This is a genomic window from Candidatus Ruthia magnifica str. Cm (Calyptogena magnifica) (assembly GCF_000015105.1).
Classification (GTDB): Bacteria; Pseudomonadota; Gammaproteobacteria; order PS1; family Pseudothioglobaceae; genus Ruthia; species Ruthia magnifica.
On sequence record NC_008610.1, the window covers coordinates 568,065 to 586,427 of the forward strand.

Sequence of the window (18,363 nt, forward strand, 5' to 3'; positions counted from 1 at the left end):
GATATTTCAATGTAGTGATGTTGGCCTTGTATGATCTAATGAAAATAGGTATTTTACTAACCAATCTTGGTACACCAGATGCACCTACAAAGGCTGCTTTAAGGAGATTTTTGTCTGAATTCTTATCAGATCCTAGAGTGATTGATCCGCCTAATAAATTAATATGGTGGCTGGCATTAAATGTCGTTATTCTCAATATAAGGCCTAAAAGATTAGCCAAAAATTATGCCAAAATTTGGAATAAAATTGGCATCGGTTCTCCATTATTAAGTATCACCAAATTGCAATTAGAAGGTGTTAAAAAAATATTACTTGAACAGCACGAAAACTTAGTCTTTGAAATGGGCATGCGTTATGGAAACCCTTCTATTTCATCAGCTTTAGATAAGTTACGTGCCAAAGGTTGTGAAAAAATCATTGTTCTGCCACTTTATCCTCAATATTCGAACACAACAACACTTTCAACATTAGATGCCATTAACCAAACATTAGACTCTTGGGTGCAAAAGCCAGAAATAGCCTTCATTGAACATTATTATGACAATAATGGCTATCTTCAATCTCTTACTAATTCAGTGTTAGAGCATCAAACTAAGCATGGAAAGCCAGATAAATTAATGATTTCATTTCATGGCATTCCTCAACGATATGTTGATAATGGCGATGTATATTATGATCATTGTGTTAGTACGGCTAAATTACTCGCTAAAAAGCTAGATTTGGATGAAAGTGACTACTTATTCAGCTTTCAATCTATTTTTGGACGAGAGCCGTGGACTAAACCACAAACTAAAGAAAGATTAAAAACATTGGCCGGTGATGGTGTTGTACATATTCAAGTTATTTGCCCAGGGTTTTTGGCCGATTGTTTGGAGACCTTAGAAGAGATTGAATGTGAAAATCGTAATTATTTTATCCAAGCTGGTGGTCGTCAGTTTAGCTACATTTCTGCATTAAATGACAGAGACGACCACATAAAGATGCTCATCGATTTAATTTCCACTCATTTATAACTACGTTAAATAATGATTTTTTAAACTGGACTTTACAAGAAAAACAAATGAAGTTAGCGAAATAAGTATTAGAAGCCTTCAGGTAATGGTACCTTAATGGATATTTTCTTAGTTATGTTGGTATTAAATATGAAATAAATGATCAAATTGTCAAAAAGTATTTTTACTCATAAATTGCAAAATTTAGTACTTGCAAAAATAATTCAAATACACTATATTTAGTTTTAATTAACTTTTATTAACACTATATGTAGTGTTTTTTACTAGGAGTACTAATGAACCAAGACATTAAAGTCATCAAACGTAATGGACAACAAGAATCCATTGATATGGAAAAAATTCATCGTGTTGTGCACTGGGCTTCACAAGATTTAAAAGGCGTTAGTGTGAGCCAAGTTGAAATTAACGCACAGTTGGCATTTTTTGATGGTATTAAGACGGAAGACATTCATGAAACCATTATTAAATCAGCAGCAGATTTAATCTCAATAGAGGTGCCAGATTACCAATATTTAGCGGCACGTTTGACTATTTTTCATTTGCGTAAAAAGGCATTTAAATCCTTTACCCCGACCCCGCTTTTTGAACATATTAAAAAATTCACAGATTTGAGTATTTATGACAAAGAGATTCTTAATAAATACTCAAAAGAAGAAATTGAAACCCTAGGCGCCTATATTGATCATTGGCGTGATATGAATTTTTCCTATGCCGCAGTTAAGCAATTAGAGGGCAAATACCTAGTCCAAAATCGTGTTACTGGAGAAATTTACGAATCTCCACAATTGCTTTATGTATTGATAGGCATGTATCTATTCCAAGAGTATGAAGCCAGTATACGTATGGATATTGTGAAACGCTTTTATGACGCAGTAAGTTTATTTAAAATCTCTCTTCCTACCCCTATTATGGCGGGTGTTAGAACGCCCATACGCCAGTTTTCATCTTGTGTATTAATTGAGGTGGATGATGACTTAGATTCAATTAGTGCTGGTGCTGGTGCTATTGTAAAATATGTTTCTCAGCGTGCTGGTATTGGTATTAATGGCGGCAAAATTCGTGCAATTGGCAGTCCTATTCGTGGTGGCGAGGCAATACATACGGGTTGTATTCCTTTTTATAAACACTTTCATACTGCGGTTAAATCTTGCTCACAAGGTGGGGTACGTGGTGGCGCAGCCACTTTATTTTATCCTTTGTGGCACTTGGAAGTTGAAAGCTTATTAGTGCTAAAAAACAACACAGGTACTGATGAAAACCGCATTCGCCATCTTGATTATGGTGTGCAATTTAACGGACTAATGTATCAACGCTTTCTAAAAGATGATGATATTACTTTATTTTCACCACATGATGTACCTGGTTTATACGATGCTTTTTTTGCCAATCAAGAAGAATTTAAGCGCTTATATGAGCAATACGAACAAAATGATTCGATTAGAAAACAAGCTATTAAGGCCAGAGAACTATTTGCTAAGTTCATGCAAGAACGCGCTAATACAGGCCGCATTTATCTACAAAATGTTGATCATTGCAATACCCACAGTGCCTTTGATGCCAAGCAAGCACCTATCAAACAATCTAATCTTTGCATGGAAATTACTCTGCCAACTAAACCTTTGTACTCAGTTCAGGACGAGCAAGGTGAAGTGGCACTTTGTACACTATCAGCAGTCAATCTTGGTGCGTTAGACTCTTTAAATGAAATGGAAGCACTAACTGATATTATTGTGCGCTCATTGGATTGTTTGCTTGATTATCAAGACTATCCAATTAAAGCGGCTGAACTGTCTAGCAAGAGCCGCCGTACACTTGGAATTGGTGTTACCAATCTAGCTTATTATTTAGCCAAAAATGGCGTGAAATACTCTGATGGATCAGGTAATCAACTTATTCACAAAACTTTTGAGGCGTTGCAATATTATTCATTAAAGGCTTCAAATACATTGGCAAAAGAATTAGGCGTTTGTCCATTATTTTCTCAAACTCAATATTCACAAGGTATTATGCCCATTGATTCTTATAAAAAAGACATTGATGCGTTCTGTGATTGTAAATTAGAACTTGATTGGGATACTCTACGCCAAAATATTAAATCAACAGGGCTTAGAAACTCAACTTTAACAGCTCTTATGCCATGTGAAAGCTCATCACAAATTTCCAATTCAACTAATGGTATTGAGCCGCCTAGAGGGTTTGTCTCTATCAAACAATCTAAAGACGGTATTTTAAAACAAATTGTTCCAGAGTATGAAAGATTAAAAAATCAATATGAATTACTTTGGGACATTAAAGATAACGAAGGTTATCTACAACTTTGTGGGATTATGCAAAAGTTTGTAGATCAATCTATTTCTACCAATATGCATTATGATCCTTCACAATTTGAAGGCAATAGAGTTCCGATGAAATTATTTTTAATGGATTTGTTTAGGGCTTATAAATATGGCATTAAAACACTTTATTATCATACAACTCGTGATGGTGGTGATGACTGGCAAGAAAAAGAAGAAGATAATGCATGTGCAGATGGTGTTTGCAAATTATAAAGTGAATATAAACCATCAATATTAAATCCTAAACAAAAGATTAAAAGTTTTTGCTTAGAAATAAAAATAAAGGAGTTATATTATGTCGTACAGCATCTTTAACAAAAAAATTAGTAATACATTAATTCAACCTATGTTTTTTGGTGATAGCATGAATGTTACGCGTTTTGATAAGCAAAAATTTGAGATATTTGAAAAACTTACCGAAAAACAACTTTCATTCTTTTGGCGTCCAGAAGAGATTGATGTTTCCAAAGATAAAATAGATTTTTCTAAATTACTGCCTAATGAAAAACATATTTTTGTCTCCAATTTACAATATCAAATTTTGCTAGATTCAGTACAAGGCCGTGCCCCTAATATTGCTTTTTTACCGATTGTATCATTGCCGGAAGTAGAAAATTGGATTGAAACTTGGTCATTTTCTGAAACCATTCATTCGCGTTCCTATACACATATTATTCGCGCTATTATTAATGAGCCAGGTGTGATATTTGACGATATTATGAAAACGGATGAAATTATTCAACGTGCTGAAAGTGCCTCCAAACACTATGACGGGCTTATTAAATATACTCAGGCGTATTTACTACATGGCACAGGCAAGCTTAAAATTCAAGAAGAAGAGGTGTCAATTGATTTATATTGTTTGAAAAAGCAACTCTATCTTACGATTATGTCAGTCAATATTCTTGAGGCAGTACGATTCTACGTTAGTTTTGCTTGTTCATTTGCTTTTGCTGAACGTAAGGTTATGGAGGGTAATGCTAAGATTATCAAAATGATTGCTCGTGATGAAGCGCTCCATTTAACAGGTACTCAACACATGCTTAACTTGATGAGTAGCGGCAAAGATGATCTTGATATGCAAAAAATTTCCAAAGAGTGCCAAGATGAAGTAATCACCATGTTTAGAGAAGCTTGTGAGCAAGAAAAAGATTGGGCAGAATACTTGTTCCGTGATGGTTCCATGATTGGCTTAAATGCGCAGATTTTAAAACAATATTTAGAGTATATCACTAACGTACGTATGAAAGCTTTAAATTTAAGCCTCATATTTGATGAATGCACTAATCCATTACCTTGGATTAACCACTGGCTAGATTCTGACAATGTTCAAGTTGCGCCGCAAGAAACTGAAATTACCTCTTATTTGGTCAGCGCTATTGATAATACTTTAGATGAACAAGACTCTGATTTTAACGACTTTGAATTGTAGTTAATTAAATGTTTAGAATAGAGGTTGATAATATTAATAGCAAAACTGAGTCATTATATGTCTATGGAGATCGTTCCATTCTTACCGAGCTTGAACAGCATAACGTGTTTATTAACCACTCTTGTCGTCAAGGGTATTGTGGTAGTTGCATATTGCAACTCTTATTTGGTGACGTCATTCATCAGGATTCTTTTATACCTTTATCGAAAGGGGAAATCTTAGCTTGTAGAGCGATACCAGTTACAAATATTAAAATTGGTTCAAGAGATTAAGCGAGTTTAAATATTCCAAGACTTCACTAGCTTTGAGCACACTCTTCTTTAGTTATAATTTCACCAATTGCTTTTAAGTTAAGATCAGCAGCTTGAATTTCATCTTCCGGTATAATTTTTTTGTTTTTGCGTTGTGGTTAAAATACCAATGTCCAACCAAAAATAGAAATTGACTATTTATTTAGAAATCTGTTGTACTAATGATTGCTTCACTTTACCATTGCCAAGATCATACATAATAGGTGGATTAATAGTGTCAATTTTAACAAAGATGCACTATACTTACGTGTTTTTAATATAAAGAATGAATTTTAATATTCTCGGCTTAATTTAAAAAAATGTGTACAATTTAGCCACTTATTAAGCAAGGATTTATAACCAAATTGTACTCTTTTTCTAATTCTTTGTACAATTGTTCTGGCATTAAATCAGGATGTTCTTTCATGATACGAAAGGCAATAACGTTGTCCTCCATCGTGCCCCAATTCTTAATATAAATACCTTCTTTATAGCCATGTTTTTGTCTAAAGGTATTGAGTTGATTCTTAACAAGATAGCGTTTGTAAAGTTCTGGCACATCCATACTCATCGTTGCTAGCGCTTTAAAGAAAAGTCCTGTAATTTCATATAAAGTATTTTTAGATTTATCTACATTAGCACCACTTGCTGCGGCCACCAGTTTTTCTAAAATTTCTATCACAAGTTCTGGGTTTGCCTCTCTTTCTGGCTTTATATTTTCATAATTTTGAGCAAATTGAGTATCACCAAAATGAATGGCCTCAGACATAATAAAATGCCAAATATCCACCAATTCAACTTTGGCGTTATCCAAATCGTGCGCTCTTTCAATATCTTTCCAGTGTTTCCAATTAAACGAATCAATCGCTTCAGTGGCTTCCATATAAATACAACGCAACCAAGAAATGTAACGCCCATCTTTGGTTATGCCGCTACTCCACTCAGGGCCGTTAATGTTGTTATTTAATTGCTTTTGCAATTCAAACATTTGCTTAATTTGATTCATTAATAAACCCTTATAGTAATTAATATGAAAAATATCAAGAATTATAATGTAACACTTATCAAGTAAAAAAATAATTATGATTTGGGTGAGTATTTATAAATTTGATATCTATCCAATACATACAAAATTACATACTTATTATCTAATTATCAATTTAATGAATTTAGTATTAACCAACATGATTTATTTTTTAATAACTTACTGAAATGATTTCTGGATGCACCAACTATTAGTAGCTATTCACTAGACTTAGCCAAACTTGCATAAAAACAACCGAATACTCAACCTAGATTTGAGTTAATCAATTTTTTAACATTTAACATTAGGTTTTTTATTACCATGCTTTCTTATAAATCGTTTCGTTTCTAGATTTTGAGAATAGACAAGGATTAATTCACACGCTTATTTTGGCATTTAAATTGGTTTGGTATTAAAAATCTTACAAAATAATTCAGCTGTTTTTTGTGTATCGTATAGTGCAGAATGCGCACAAGAATCGTCCCATTCAATATTAGCCTTACGCATAGCCTTAGCTAGTACAGTTTCGCCATAATGTAAGGCTGATAAGCTAACGGTATCTAGAGTTGAAAACTGATGAAATGGACTCTTGAGTTTGCACCTATCAGTTGCAGCGTGCAAAAAACCCAAATCAAAAAAAGCATTGTGCCCTACCAAGATAGCACGAGTACAGCTCTCTTGCTTGAGCTCAGCATACACCTTGGTGTAAATTTGCTTAATGGCGTCAATTTCTTTAACCGCCATTCTAAATGGATTGTCAACATCAATGCCATTAAACTTTAGCGCACTAGATTCTAACATACCACCTTTAAAAGGTTCAATGTGAAAATGCTGCGACCCTTTTGGATATAAATTATTCATTTTATCAATACCAATCACAATAGCGCAAATCTCCAACATAGCATCAGTTTTCTCGTTAAAACCACCTGTTTCAGTGTCAATAACTACTGGCAAATAGCCACGAATTCTGTCTTTAATTAACATCTTTAAAAAAAATTGATGAGTTACGATCTTGATTAAATAAGACTTGACGTTTTTTGGGCAAATCAGTAATTTTCATTTGGATAAAGCCATTTTTAATAAACCAATCTGTGCCATATTTAGTCAATGCAAAAACCTTAGAAAATTTTTCAGCTTTTGCTTTTTTCATAATCTTATTAAGCAGTTTTAATGAAAGTCCTATTTTTTGCGATTTTTTAGACACCGCTAATGAATAAATCTCCCCTACATCCTCTTTACAGTTTTTAAGACCTGCACAAGCAAGTAATTGATTATCGTCTATTAAATAAACAAAATCCCCAATGTTTTCATTGATTTGAGCCTTGGTTCTGGGTAATATTTTTCCCTCCTCAACAAAAGGCTTAACTAGGGTAAAAATTTGTTCGGCTTTAATCAATCTGACGATTCAAATGTTTAATGAAACGCCTATTTTAGTCTAAAATTTAATCTTTTTATCATGCGAAGAAAAATTATGTACAACCCAAGAAAATACTCCTCACAAGTTGTTGACGGATTTGAACGCGCGCCAAGTCGTGCCATGCTTTATCCAGTTGGATTTACAAAAGAGGATTTTAACAAGCCTCAAGTCGGCATAGCAAGCACTTGGTCAATGGTAACACCGTGTAATATGCACATTAATAAATTGGCTGATGAGACATTAAAAGGGGTAAATGCCACAGGTGGTAAAGCCATTATTTTTAACACTATTACTATTTCAGATGGTATTTCTATGGGCTCTGAAGGCATGAAGTACTCTTTAGTCTCACGTGAAGTTATTGCCGATTCAATTGAAACTGTGGTTGGTTGTCAAGGTTTTGATGGTGTGGTTGCAATTGGTGGTTGCGATAAAAACATGCCTGGTTGTATTATTGGTTTGGTACGTCTTAATCGCCCTAGTATTTTTGTTTATGGAGGCACAATCCAGCCGGGTAAAAATCATACAGATGTGGTGAGTGTTTTTGAAGCAGTTGGCCAATTTGCCAATCATACAATTGATGCGATTGAATTAGAAAATATTGAAAAAATAGCTATCCCTGGTCCAGGCTCTTGTGGCGGTATGTATACGGCTAACACTATGGCATCAGCGATTGAAGCATTAGGTATGAGCCTGCCAAATTCTAGTGCGCAAGATGCTATTTCAGATGATAAAAATAACGACTGTGTTCAAGCTGGACAGGCCGTCCTTAATTTATTAAACAAAGACATTAAACCTCGTGACATTATGACCATGAAGGCATTTGAAAATGCTATTACCGTAATTATTGCATTGGGTGGCTCAACTAATGCTGTATTGCATTTAATTGCCATGGCAAGTGCTGCTGAGGTTAATCTTAAAATTGATGACTTTACTCGCATTGGCCAAAAAGTACCCGTTATTGCTGACCTTAAACCATCAGGCAAATACATGATGAGTGAATTGGTTAAAATTGGCGGTACATTGCCGCTAATGAAAATGTTACTTGATGCAGGATTATTGCACGGAGACTGCCTAACAGTAACAGGAAAAACTCTAGCTGAAAATTTAGAAAATGTTAAGCCATACGCTGATTCTCAAGAAATCATTAGAGCACTAGACAACCCAATAAAAAAAGATTCACACCTTAGAATTTTACGTGGCAATCTTGCAACCGATGGTGCTGTTGCAAAAATTACTGGCAAAGAAGGTTTGAGTTTCAAAGGCAATGCGAAATGTTTTTCTCGTGAAGAGGATGCGCTTGAAGCCATTTTAAATAATCAAATAATAACAGGTGATGTGATTGTTATTCGCTATGAAGGCCCTGTCGGAGGTCCTGGTATGCGCGAAATGCTCGCCCCTACTTCTGCAGTTATGGGCAAAGGCTTAGGTGATAAAGTTGCGTTAATTACCGATGGTCGTTTTTCTGGCGGTACACATGGTTTTGTAGTCGGTCACATCACCCCTGAAGCCTTTGAAGGTGGTGTACTGGCTGTGGTTAAAGATGGAGATGAAATCTTAATTGATGCACAAAACAACGTTTTAGAGTTATTAGTTGAGCAAGCAATTATCGATAAACGTCTATATAATTGGACACAACCCAAACCAAACTACACCAAAGGTGTATTGGCTAAATTTGCAAAGTTGGCTAAATCTGCCTCTGAAGGTGCAGTGACTGATTAGTCGCTTAACTTTAAAATTATACGCATAAGCGTCATTGGTGTAAATCTCATAAATGGTCGACTGGAATAATTTATTAGGAGCGCAGCTTACACAATGTTATTTTTTCAAGTAGAGCTTGAAACTAGAATATTTTATTTTTTAGAAAATATTAATGTAGTACTTTCCATTTATAGCATTTAACTATTATCATAAGGACATATTTCTTCCTTATATCACTATTTTAAAAATAAAACCTATACAAACGTAATAATATTTTTATCTAATTATGCTTTTTATAAAAATATTACTATAAAATTCAGTTTTTAATCGTTCTACTAGAAAAATTATCGCACATTATTTAGTTGGTACAAATGCCATCTGTCTATCGTCAAGATTAACAGAGGCGACTTGAATTTTTATGGTATTGCCTAGTTGGTAAATTTTTCCAGTGCGTTCACCTTTGAGTTGATGGTGAATATCATCGAAAATATAATAGTCATCTTTCATGTCACGTATGGCAATCATACCTTCTACAAATACGTCGGTAAGTTCGATAAAAATACCAAAACTAGCAACGCCAGAAATAACACCATTAAAGGTGTTACCTATTTTGTCACGCATGTATTCGCATTTTAGCCATTGTTCAACATCACGTGAGGCGTCGTCTGCTCTACGTTCGGTCATGGATAAGTGTGCGCCAATTTCAAGCATTTTTTTGCTAGGTTTTCTGCTCTTTTTATCTAAAACGCGCTTAATGGCACGATGTACCAAAAGATCAGGATACCGCCTTATGGGTGAGGTAAAGTGGGTATAGTTTTCAAATGCCAAGCCAAAGTGTCCTTCGTTAACAGGGGTGTAAACGGCTTGTTTCATGGTACGTAAAACAACTGTTTTAATGATGGTTTCATCGTCTCTACCTTTGGCACTTGCAAGCACTTTGGCAAAGTCTTTAGAATCTGGCTGCGTACCACCTTCAAGTGTTAAGCCAATGGCAGTTAAAAATTGGCGAGTAACTTCTACTTTTTCTACTGTGGGTTTGGGATGAATTCGGTATAAAAAGTCCTCATTATGATGGTTTAAAAATTTAGCACTTGCTTGATTGGCCATCAACATGCATTCTTCAATCAGTTTGTGAGCATCATTACGAGAGCGAGCAATAATGTTATCAATTTTGCCGTTATCGTTAAATAAAATTTGTGATTCAATGCGATCAAAATCCATTACCCCGCGCTTAATTTTAGCGTATTTAAGTGCTTTGTATAAATCATACAGTGTGTTTAAATTATCCATCACTGATGCGTATTGTTGAGTGAGGTCTACATCATGGTGTTCTAAAATTTGGCTAACCTTGGTGTAGGTTAATCGCGCGTGTGATAACATAACGGCAGGATAAAACTTATAATCCAATAAATTTCCATGAGTATCAATATTCATTTCACAAGTCATACACAAGCGCTCAACATCAGGGTTAATTGAACATAAGCCGTTCGATAAGACTTCAGGCAACATTGGTACAACGTGGTGTGGAAAATATACCGAATTGCCACGATCTGTAGCATCTTTGTCTAAGTATAAGCCTTCTTTTACATAGTGTGATACATCGGCAATAGAAACAACCAATTTCCAGCCTTTGCTGGTGGTTTGTGCGTAAACAGCATCGTCAAAATCACGAGAATCTTCATCATCAATAGTGACTAATTTCATTTTAGTAATGTCAATTCGACCTTTTTTATCACTATCGGTTACTATACTTGGTAATTTATCGGTTTGTATGAGTGCTTCTGGTGAAAAATCAACCGGAATTCCATTGCGATAAAGGGCGGAATCTGTCTCTACGCCTTCATCCATGTAACTACCTAAAATTTGGACAATTTCACCTACTGCTAGGCTTTTTAGGGTTGGGGATTTTGTGATTTTAACAATTACGATTTGCTCATCAAGATGCTCTCTATTAATCTTTGAAATGCTAATATTGTGCTTAATACGCTTGTCGTCAACTACAACATAAGCTCCATCTTTTTCAAGATGTAAGCGTCCAACCACAGTTTCAATACTTTTTATAACTTTAATAATTTGTGTGTCACCGCGTTGGTTAAGCAAGCGTACTTTAACTCGGTCGCCATGAAAAACCAATTGCATTTGCTTTGATGATAGTCTTAAATCTTTACCACCTTTATCTAGTGTAATAAAACCAAAGCCTTTTGGATTGGCAATCACTGTACCGGTCATCACCCAGTTTTTTTCACTAAATTTGTGATACACACCACGCTGATCACAATTTAGCTGCTGATCACGAACCATAGCCCTAAGGCGGTGCGTTAAGGGTTTTTTTTGATGATGGTCAATGGACAATAAATTGCATAGTTCGTGTAATTTATGTGATTTTTTTTCAAAAAAACTAAGGATATATCCTCTTGAAGGGATTGGTTTGTTGTATTTTTTTGACTCTCTTTTATAATAGGGATCTGACATTTAATTACTCAAATGGATGTTTTAAAATTAGGGTTTGTAAGCGGTCTGGACCAGTGGATAAAATATCAACTGGAAGATTGGCTAATTGTTCAATTTTTCGAATATAGCTTTGTGCCTCAACGGGTAATGAATCAAACGAATCAGTACCAATGGTTGAGGTTTTCCACCCGGGTATTTTAATATAGATTGGTTTGGCTTTAGCATAGTCTTCGGCAGAAAATGGGGGGATGGTTGTTTCAACACCATCAATCTCATAAGATGTGCAAATTTTGATTGTTTCCAAGGTGTCCATCACATCAAGTTTGGTTAAGCAAATACCCGTCACCGCATTTAAGTTAAATGAGCGTTTGAGCGTTACCATATCTAACCAACCACAGCGACGTTGACGACCTGTGGTTGCACCAAATTCATGGCCAACTGTGCCCAGCACTTTGCCAATTTCATCACCCTTATCAAGGGCGACATCATAAATCAATTCAGTTGGGAATGGACCACCACCCACACGTGTTGTATAAGCCTTAACAATGCCTAATACATAATCAATATCTGTTACGCCAATACCTGAGCCAGTGACTGCAGCACCAGAGGTTGTGTTTGAGGAGGTGACAAATGGGTAAGTGCCTTGATCAATATCTAATAATGCACCTTGTGCGCCTTCAAATAGTATATTCTCATCATTAGCAATGTGTTGATGAATTTGCTCTGTTACATCAACAATCATATGTTTGGTTTGCTCTACTTGAGATAAGACTTCATCTAACGTGGTTTGATAATCAACAGGGTTTGCATTATAGTAATGAGTCAGAAAAAAATTATGGTATTCCATCACCTCTTTAAGTTTTGAAGCAAATAGGTTTGGATCTAATAAATCACTAACACGTAAACCACGACGAGCAACTTTATCTTCATAAGCAGGACCAATACCATTACCTGTAGTGCCAATCGCAGCCTTGCCACGCTTTATTTCACGAGCATTATCAAGCTCAATATGATATGGTAAAATTAAAGGACAGCCTGGGCTAATTTTTAAGCGCTTTGTTGTATCAATATCAGCAACTTCTAACTCTGCAATTTCTTTTAACAAAGCAGACATTGATAACACTACACCATGACCAATTAAACACTCAACATGGTTGCGTAAAATACCAGAAGGAATAAGGTGTAATATAGTCGTTTTTCCATTAATTACCAAGGTATGGCCAGCGTTGTGTCCACCTTGAAAGCGTACTACACTAGCCACTTTATCTGTGATTAAATCAACCACTTTTCCTTTGCCTTCATCACCCCATTGGGTGCCAATAATAACTACATTTTTTGACATGCTAATTCCTAATTATAACTAATGTTTTTTAAAAGTAAATTTACTTAAAGTTATTTTCTAAAAATGATTTTGAGATAAAAATTTCAAATCAAATGAAAAGCCAGTGGCTGCTCTTGATTTACCAAAAGATTTGCCAATACCATTATAACGACCACCTTGTGCCAATGCTTTAGAATAGTTTTCGTTATAAGCTGAAAATACAATACCGGTGTAATACTCATGAATTTGCAATTCGCTAAGGTCAAAAATGGCTTTAATACCTTTGGTATTGAGTTGTTTATCAATAGCAATTAAATCCTCAATGGCTACCTTGGCTTGATTAAGATGGCTAAATATTGTCAATGCCTCGCTTAAAATATCCGACTTTCCTTCTAGTTTTATCAAACGAATAAATAAATCAGCATTTTTAAGCGCATTTTTGTTTAAAAATACTGCTAAATCTGGGGTTGAACGGCATGAGAAAATTGTTCGTAATTGTGCAACGGTTTGTATTGAAATGTTTTCTTGTGCTATCAGTGCATCAAAAATTGTAACATTACCCAAACTAAGCACAATTGGGCTAATTGATAATAGTTTTAAGCTTTTTAGCATTAACCCAATCACTTCAACATCAGCGCTAATTTTATCTGAGCCATATAACTCAGCACCTGCCTGAATGGGAGATCGTGAGGCATAAAAATCATCCGCTTTGGTTTTTAGGATTGAATTGATATAACAATATTTTTCGACTAAATCGCTACCACGTTTGGCATCAATGCGTGCAATTTGTGGGGTAATATCAGCATGCACGCCTAACATTTTACCACTAATAGGATCTAATAATTTAAAAGTTTTCTCATCAATAGTATCACTGGTTAGCAGTAGTGAATTAACATGTTCAACCATAGGTGGGATAACCAAGCCAAAACCCTTGTCAGCATATAAGTCTAAAAGCTGACGACGCAGAGACTCAAAAACTAATGCTTGATCGTCAGTGAGTTCATCTATGCCTTCAGGTAGCTGCCATGCCCCCATTTTAATTATTTAATTTGCGGGCTGAAGTGACGGAAAAATTCTGTATTTGGATTGAGTATTAAAATATTGCTTTGATTGGAAAATGATTTCTTATATGATGCTAACGCACGATAAAAAGCGTAAAAATCTGTGTTCTTATTATAAGCTTGTGCATAGTTATTTGCACTAGCTGCATCGCCCTCACCTCGAATTTTCTCAGAATCACGATAAGCATTTGCCAAAATAATGGTACGTTTTTTGTCAGCAGCAGCTCTAATAATTTCAGCCTTTTCTGCACCTTTCGATCTAAACTCTTTAGCCACTCGTTGGCGTTCTGCTTGCATACGACGATAAACTGAATTAGATACCTCTTGTGATAAATCAATTCGCTTAATACGCACATCAACAATTTCAATACCAAATTGAGCAATGTCTTTTTTAGCAAGCCTGACAATATTGGACATAATTTCACTACGTTCGTTAGAAACTACATCAGCAATCGTACGTTTTGAAAATTCACTTTTAAGGCCAGTTTTAATAATTTGTGTTAAACGATTATTGGTCCTTACTATATTACCACCTGTTGATTTGTAGAACTGCTCAGCGTCAATAATACGCCATTTAACATAAGAATCTACAATTACATTTTTCTTCTCACTTGTTAAAAATCTTTCGGCTGGTTCATCTAAAGTTTGAATGCGATTGTCAAATTTTATAATGTTATTAACAAATGGCATTTTGAATTTAAGACCTGGAGATTCCTCAACGGTAATAATTTCACCTAAACGTAATTTAATAACCGTTTGGGTTTCGTTTACTGTGTAAAGTACTGAACTTAATACTAAGAATAAAACAGCAATTATTGCTAAACCTATTTTTTGCATTATCTAGCTCCTCTATTACGGAAAATTTCTCTAACATTACCACCTTGATTGTTGTGTTGTGTTGATGATTCTTGGGTATTTATTTGTCTAGCATTAATCAATTTGTCAATAGGTAAGTACATCATACTATTAGCTTTAGAATCAACCACTACCTTACTGGTAGAGGCCAGTACATTTTCCATAGTTTCGCGATATAAGCGTTCCCTAGTAACTTTAGGTGCTTTTTCATACTCAGCTAAAATTTGTTTAAAGCGTGATGCTTCACCTTCTGATTTAGAAATCATTTCAGATTTATAAGCTTTTGATTCCTCAAGCATACGTGCAGCCTTACCACGAGATTTTGGCAAAATATCATTGGCATAAGTTTGCGCTTCGTTAATCAAACGTTGTTTGTCTTCACGAGCTTTAACCGCATCAGAAAAGGCAGATTGAACCTGTTCTGGTGGCTGTGCATCTTGCATATTAACTGTTGTTATCAACAAACCAGTTTTATATTTATCCAATAAGTTTTGAGATTTTTCTTTAATATTATCAGCGATATTAGCTCGACCCTCAGTTAAGATGTAGTCCATAGTATTTTGACCAACAACTTGTCGAATAGCGCTTTCAGATACGTGACGAAGTGTTGTGTCTGGATTAGCAACATTAAACAAATAAGCTTGAACATCATTTATTCTATATTGAATCGCAAACTTAGCTTCAATCATATTTTCATCTTTAGTCAGCATTAAAGATTCGGATGAAACATTACCACCAAAGCGTCGATTGTTATTAACCACATTACGATAACCAATTTCAGCTGTTCTGACTTGTTCAACATTAATCCTATTTAAAGTTTCAATTGGATAAGGGATATGCCAATGAGGCCCTTGAGAAGTTTCTTCTTGGAATGCGCCAAAACGCAACACAACACCTTTTTCAGCTGGATCGATAATATAAATACCTGACAACAGCCAGACCAATAAAACCAAAATTAATATATATTTAAAGCCACCTCTTGAAGGAATTTTAGATGTGCCAGCGCTTGATAATTTTTTATTATTAAAGAGACCATCAAATTTATTTTTAAAATCTTTAATCACTTTCTCTAATTCTGGTGGTGTTTGATTACTACCAGACCAAGGGTTTTTATTATTGTCATTCCAAGTCATTTTATTTATGTGTGTCCAAATATAGTGAAAATCGGGGTTATTTTACCCAAACTAAAGCAAGTTTATGCAATTTATTATTACGGCATATAATGTTAAAATAATAATTTTCATAAAAATTACAACCATCATGAAAAAGCAATTAGCTCTTTATTTATTGTTCATTCTATTGTCTAGCATCATTAGTGCCGAAAGTTTAGTGTTAGACTGCCAAAACAATGCTTTACTTTTTCAGAAACAAGTACTTTCAGACAAAATTAAAGATCTTGATGTTCAAGCAAATTATAGTGAAGTTGTTAAAGATGATCATTACCTTTTAAAAGGTAATGTTTCACTAAATTCAAGCACATATTTTCTAAGTGCTGACGAAATTAGTATTAACAAGTTTAGTAAAACATCTATAGCAACTGGTCATGTTAAATTTCAAGACAACGAACTTATGCTTACTGGTGATAAGGCTGTGGTTGAAAAACAAGGCGAAGTAACTCATACAACACTAAATAAGGTCAAATTTCATTATCCTAATTCAATGATAAATGGTCGCGCTCAAGTTGTGACTAATGATGGCACTAAGCAAGTATTTAGTTCAGGTAGCTATAGTTTATGCCCACTTGGTAATTCTGACTGGCAAATGAAGGCTGGCAAAATCACATTAAATTCTTCAGCAAACAAGGGTGTGGCAGAAGATGTTACTATTGAGTTTTTAGGAAAGACTATTTTTTATTCTCCTCATTATGAATGGGTGTTGGAAGGTCGTGGTTCTGGATTTTTAGCACCAACATTTGGTAGTTACAATGAATCAGTCACCAATAAGGGCAACAACTACCAAGTTAGAATTCCTTATTACTTTAATGTTGCTCCTGATCGCGATTTTCTTTTAGTACTAAACCAGTTATCAAGTCGTGGTAGTGCACTTGAAGGCAAATATCGTCAACTTATCACTAACAATGGTTACTTAGGTTATGGGCGTTTTGAAATTGAAGGTCTTTATTTAGATAAAGATAAAATTACTGACAATAGGCGCTGGCTATTAAATTCAAAATTAGACTTATTTAGTACCAAAACTAATTTAAGTATTATTACTAATCGAGTGTCAGATTCGAATTATTTTAAAGAAATTACTCATAGTAATATTTCGGATACAAAATTGCAATCTCATGTTGATTTATCTTATAAAAACCAAAAGAAAAATTTAACCATGTCTTTATTTGCTGAGTCAGAGCAGCTCATTAATAATGGTAGTGCTTCGTACACGCGTGCACCAGAATTATCTTTTAACAAAGGTTATAAAGTTTTAGGTGGGCGCAATGTTAATTTATCATTGATTAGTACAAAATTTATACATAAAAACTCAAACATCACAACCAATAAAACTGGAGTGCGCACTTATGTACAGGCAAAATTTAGTCGTTCATTAAGGACTAATAACTATTCACTCACCCCAAGTTTAAATTTATCAACAACCGATTATACGATGAATGATGTTGCTAATCAAAAGCGCAATATTGCTAGTTTTAATCTTGATTCTAAATTTTTCTTAGAAAGAAAAATATCCTTATTTGGTACAAATTTAACCCAAACTCTAATTCCAAGACTGGCTTACAATTATACACCTAAAAAAGACCAAAGTGTACTTCCTAATTTTGATTCAGATGATAAAAATGATTCATATGAAGGTTTATTTTCAGGGAAAAAATTTACAGGTATTGATAGAATTGCCAGTGCTAATGACCTTACCTTTGGTCTTGAATCAGATTTTATTGACGAAGAAATGGGTGATACTTATTTAAGTTTAAAAATAGCTCAAGTATACCGATTTGATGACATAGGTATGAATGGTAGTGGCGTTTTAACTAGCCAAAGAAAATATTCTGATGCTACCATGTCGGCTAATTTAATGATACGTGATTTTGCTTTTAATAATTCACTGCAATACAATCCAAAAACCAACAAAATAAGTAAACGTAATAGTTCGGTTGGTTACATTCTAAGCCCTAAAAAATTTTTAACTTTGGCACATCATAATGATAATGGTAAAAAATTAGCTGAATTATATGGCGCTTATCCACTAACACAGAAAATACATGTGTTTGCTGGCATTAATCGATCCATTAGTGATTCAATTACTAACAAAGAAACCACAGGAATTGCTTATGCATCTTGCTGTTGGGCGATGCGTTTAGCGCACTTTAAAGAACATGTTAGTGGTAATGATTATGCTTATGTGACCAAATTCGAGCTGGTTCTTAAAGGATTGAGCGTTACCTCTTCAAATTTATACAAACGCCTAAAAGAAGATGTACCTAATTACTTAGTTAATCTTGATAATTTTTAA

The 18,363-nt window shown here is 34.6% G+C and carries 14 protein-coding genes; 6 read left to right on the plus strand and 8 right to left on the minus strand.

The genetic code is table 11. From position 1 onward, the window contains the following. Positions 1-38: 38 nt before the first annotated feature. From hemH to RMAG_RS05560, 4 genes are all read left to right on the plus strand, one after another. A complete protein-coding gene (gene hemH / locus RMAG_RS02615; RefSeq protein ID WP_102030523.1) occupies positions 39-1,013 on the plus strand; it encodes a ferrochelatase in 975 nt (324 codons plus the stop codon). Between the two features lie 275 nt (positions 1,014-1,288). Continuing rightward, the gene (gene nrdA / locus RMAG_RS02620; RefSeq protein WP_011737902.1) at positions 1,289-3,562 is read left to right on the plus strand and encodes a class 1a ribonucleoside-diphosphate reductase subunit alpha; all 2,274 of its coding nucleotides are present in this window, start codon (positions 1,289-1,291) and stop codon (positions 3,560-3,562) included. An 82-nt stretch (positions 3,563-3,644) separates the two neighbouring features. After that, positions 3,645-4,781, plus strand: coding sequence for a class Ia ribonucleoside-diphosphate reductase subunit beta (nrdB, locus tag RMAG_RS02625; RefSeq protein ID WP_011737903.1), 1,137 nt, complete (start codon positions 3,645-3,647; stop codon positions 4,779-4,781). An 8-nt stretch (positions 4,782-4,789) separates the two neighbouring features. Beyond that, positions 4,790-5,053 carry a 2Fe-2S iron-sulfur cluster-binding protein gene (locus RMAG_RS05560; protein ID WP_011737904.1) on the plus strand — a complete coding sequence of 88 codons (264 nt, stop codon included), beginning with the start codon at positions 4,790-4,792 and terminating at the stop codon, positions 5,051-5,053. 349 nt (positions 5,054-5,402) lie between these two features. Here the strand turns inward: RMAG_RS05560 and RMAG_RS02630 are convergent, their stop codons facing one another. The 3 genes from RMAG_RS02630 to RMAG_RS02640 form a co-directional block, all read right to left on the minus strand. Then, positions 5,403-6,077 carry a dUTP diphosphatase gene (locus tag RMAG_RS02630; protein ID WP_011737905.1) on the minus strand — a complete coding sequence of 225 codons (675 nt, stop codon included), beginning with the start codon at positions 6,075-6,077 and terminating at the stop codon, positions 5,403-5,405. A 414-nt stretch (positions 6,078-6,491) separates the two neighbouring features. Further along, positions 6,492-7,079 carry a ribonuclease T gene (rnt, locus tag RMAG_RS02635; RefSeq protein ID WP_011737906.1) on the minus strand — a complete coding sequence of 196 codons (588 nt, stop codon included), beginning with the start codon at positions 7,077-7,079 and terminating at the stop codon, positions 6,492-6,494. Next, positions 7,069-7,491, minus strand: a complete 423-nt coding sequence (locus tag RMAG_RS02640; RefSeq protein ID WP_011737907.1) for a GNAT family N-acetyltransferase — start codon at positions 7,489-7,491, stop codon at positions 7,069-7,071. The genes rnt and RMAG_RS02640 overlap by 11 nt, the downstream gene beginning before the upstream one ends. Before the next feature lie 60 nt (positions 7,492-7,551). Between RMAG_RS02640 and ilvD the strand changes: the two genes are divergently transcribed. Then, complete coding sequence (ilvD, locus tag RMAG_RS02645) at positions 7,552-9,231, plus strand: dihydroxy-acid dehydratase (RefSeq protein WP_011737908.1); 1,680 nt, start codon at positions 7,552-7,554, stop codon at positions 9,229-9,231. 333 nt (positions 9,232-9,564) lie between these two features. Here the strand turns inward: ilvD and rnr are convergent, their stop codons facing one another. The 5 genes from rnr to hflK are packed head-to-tail and all read right to left on the minus strand — an operon-like array spanning position 9,565 to position 16,031. After that, positions 9,565-11,682, minus strand: a complete 2,118-nt coding sequence (gene rnr, locus RMAG_RS02650; protein WP_011737909.1) for a ribonuclease R — start codon at positions 11,680-11,682, stop codon at positions 9,565-9,567. A 4-nt stretch (positions 11,683-11,686) separates the two neighbouring features. After that, the gene (locus RMAG_RS02655; RefSeq protein ID WP_011737910.1) at positions 11,687-13,003 is read right to left on the minus strand and encodes an adenylosuccinate synthase; all 1,317 of its coding nucleotides are present in this window, start codon (positions 13,001-13,003) and stop codon (positions 11,687-11,689) included. A gap of 57 nt (positions 13,004-13,060) precedes the next feature. After that, positions 13,061-14,017, minus strand: a complete 957-nt coding sequence (locus tag RMAG_RS02660; RefSeq protein ID WP_011737911.1) for an ATP phosphoribosyltransferase regulatory subunit — start codon at positions 14,015-14,017, stop codon at positions 13,061-13,063. Positions 14,018-14,022: 5 nt separating this feature from the next. Further along, entirely contained in the window at positions 14,023-14,880 is an 858-nt protein-coding gene (hflC, locus tag RMAG_RS02665) for a protease modulator HflC (protein ID WP_011737912.1), read from the minus strand. After that, positions 14,880-16,031 carry an FtsH protease activity modulator HflK gene (hflK, locus tag RMAG_RS02670; protein WP_011737913.1) on the minus strand — a complete coding sequence of 384 codons (1,152 nt, stop codon included), beginning with the start codon at positions 16,029-16,031 and terminating at the stop codon, positions 14,880-14,882. Before hflK ends, hflC begins: the two co-directional genes overlap by 1 nt. A gap of 127 nt (positions 16,032-16,158) precedes the next feature. Between hflK and RMAG_RS02675 the strand changes: the two genes are divergently transcribed. Then, positions 16,159-18,363, plus strand: coding sequence for an LPS-assembly protein LptD (locus RMAG_RS02675; protein WP_236608564.1), 2,205 nt, complete (start codon positions 16,159-16,161; stop codon positions 18,361-18,363).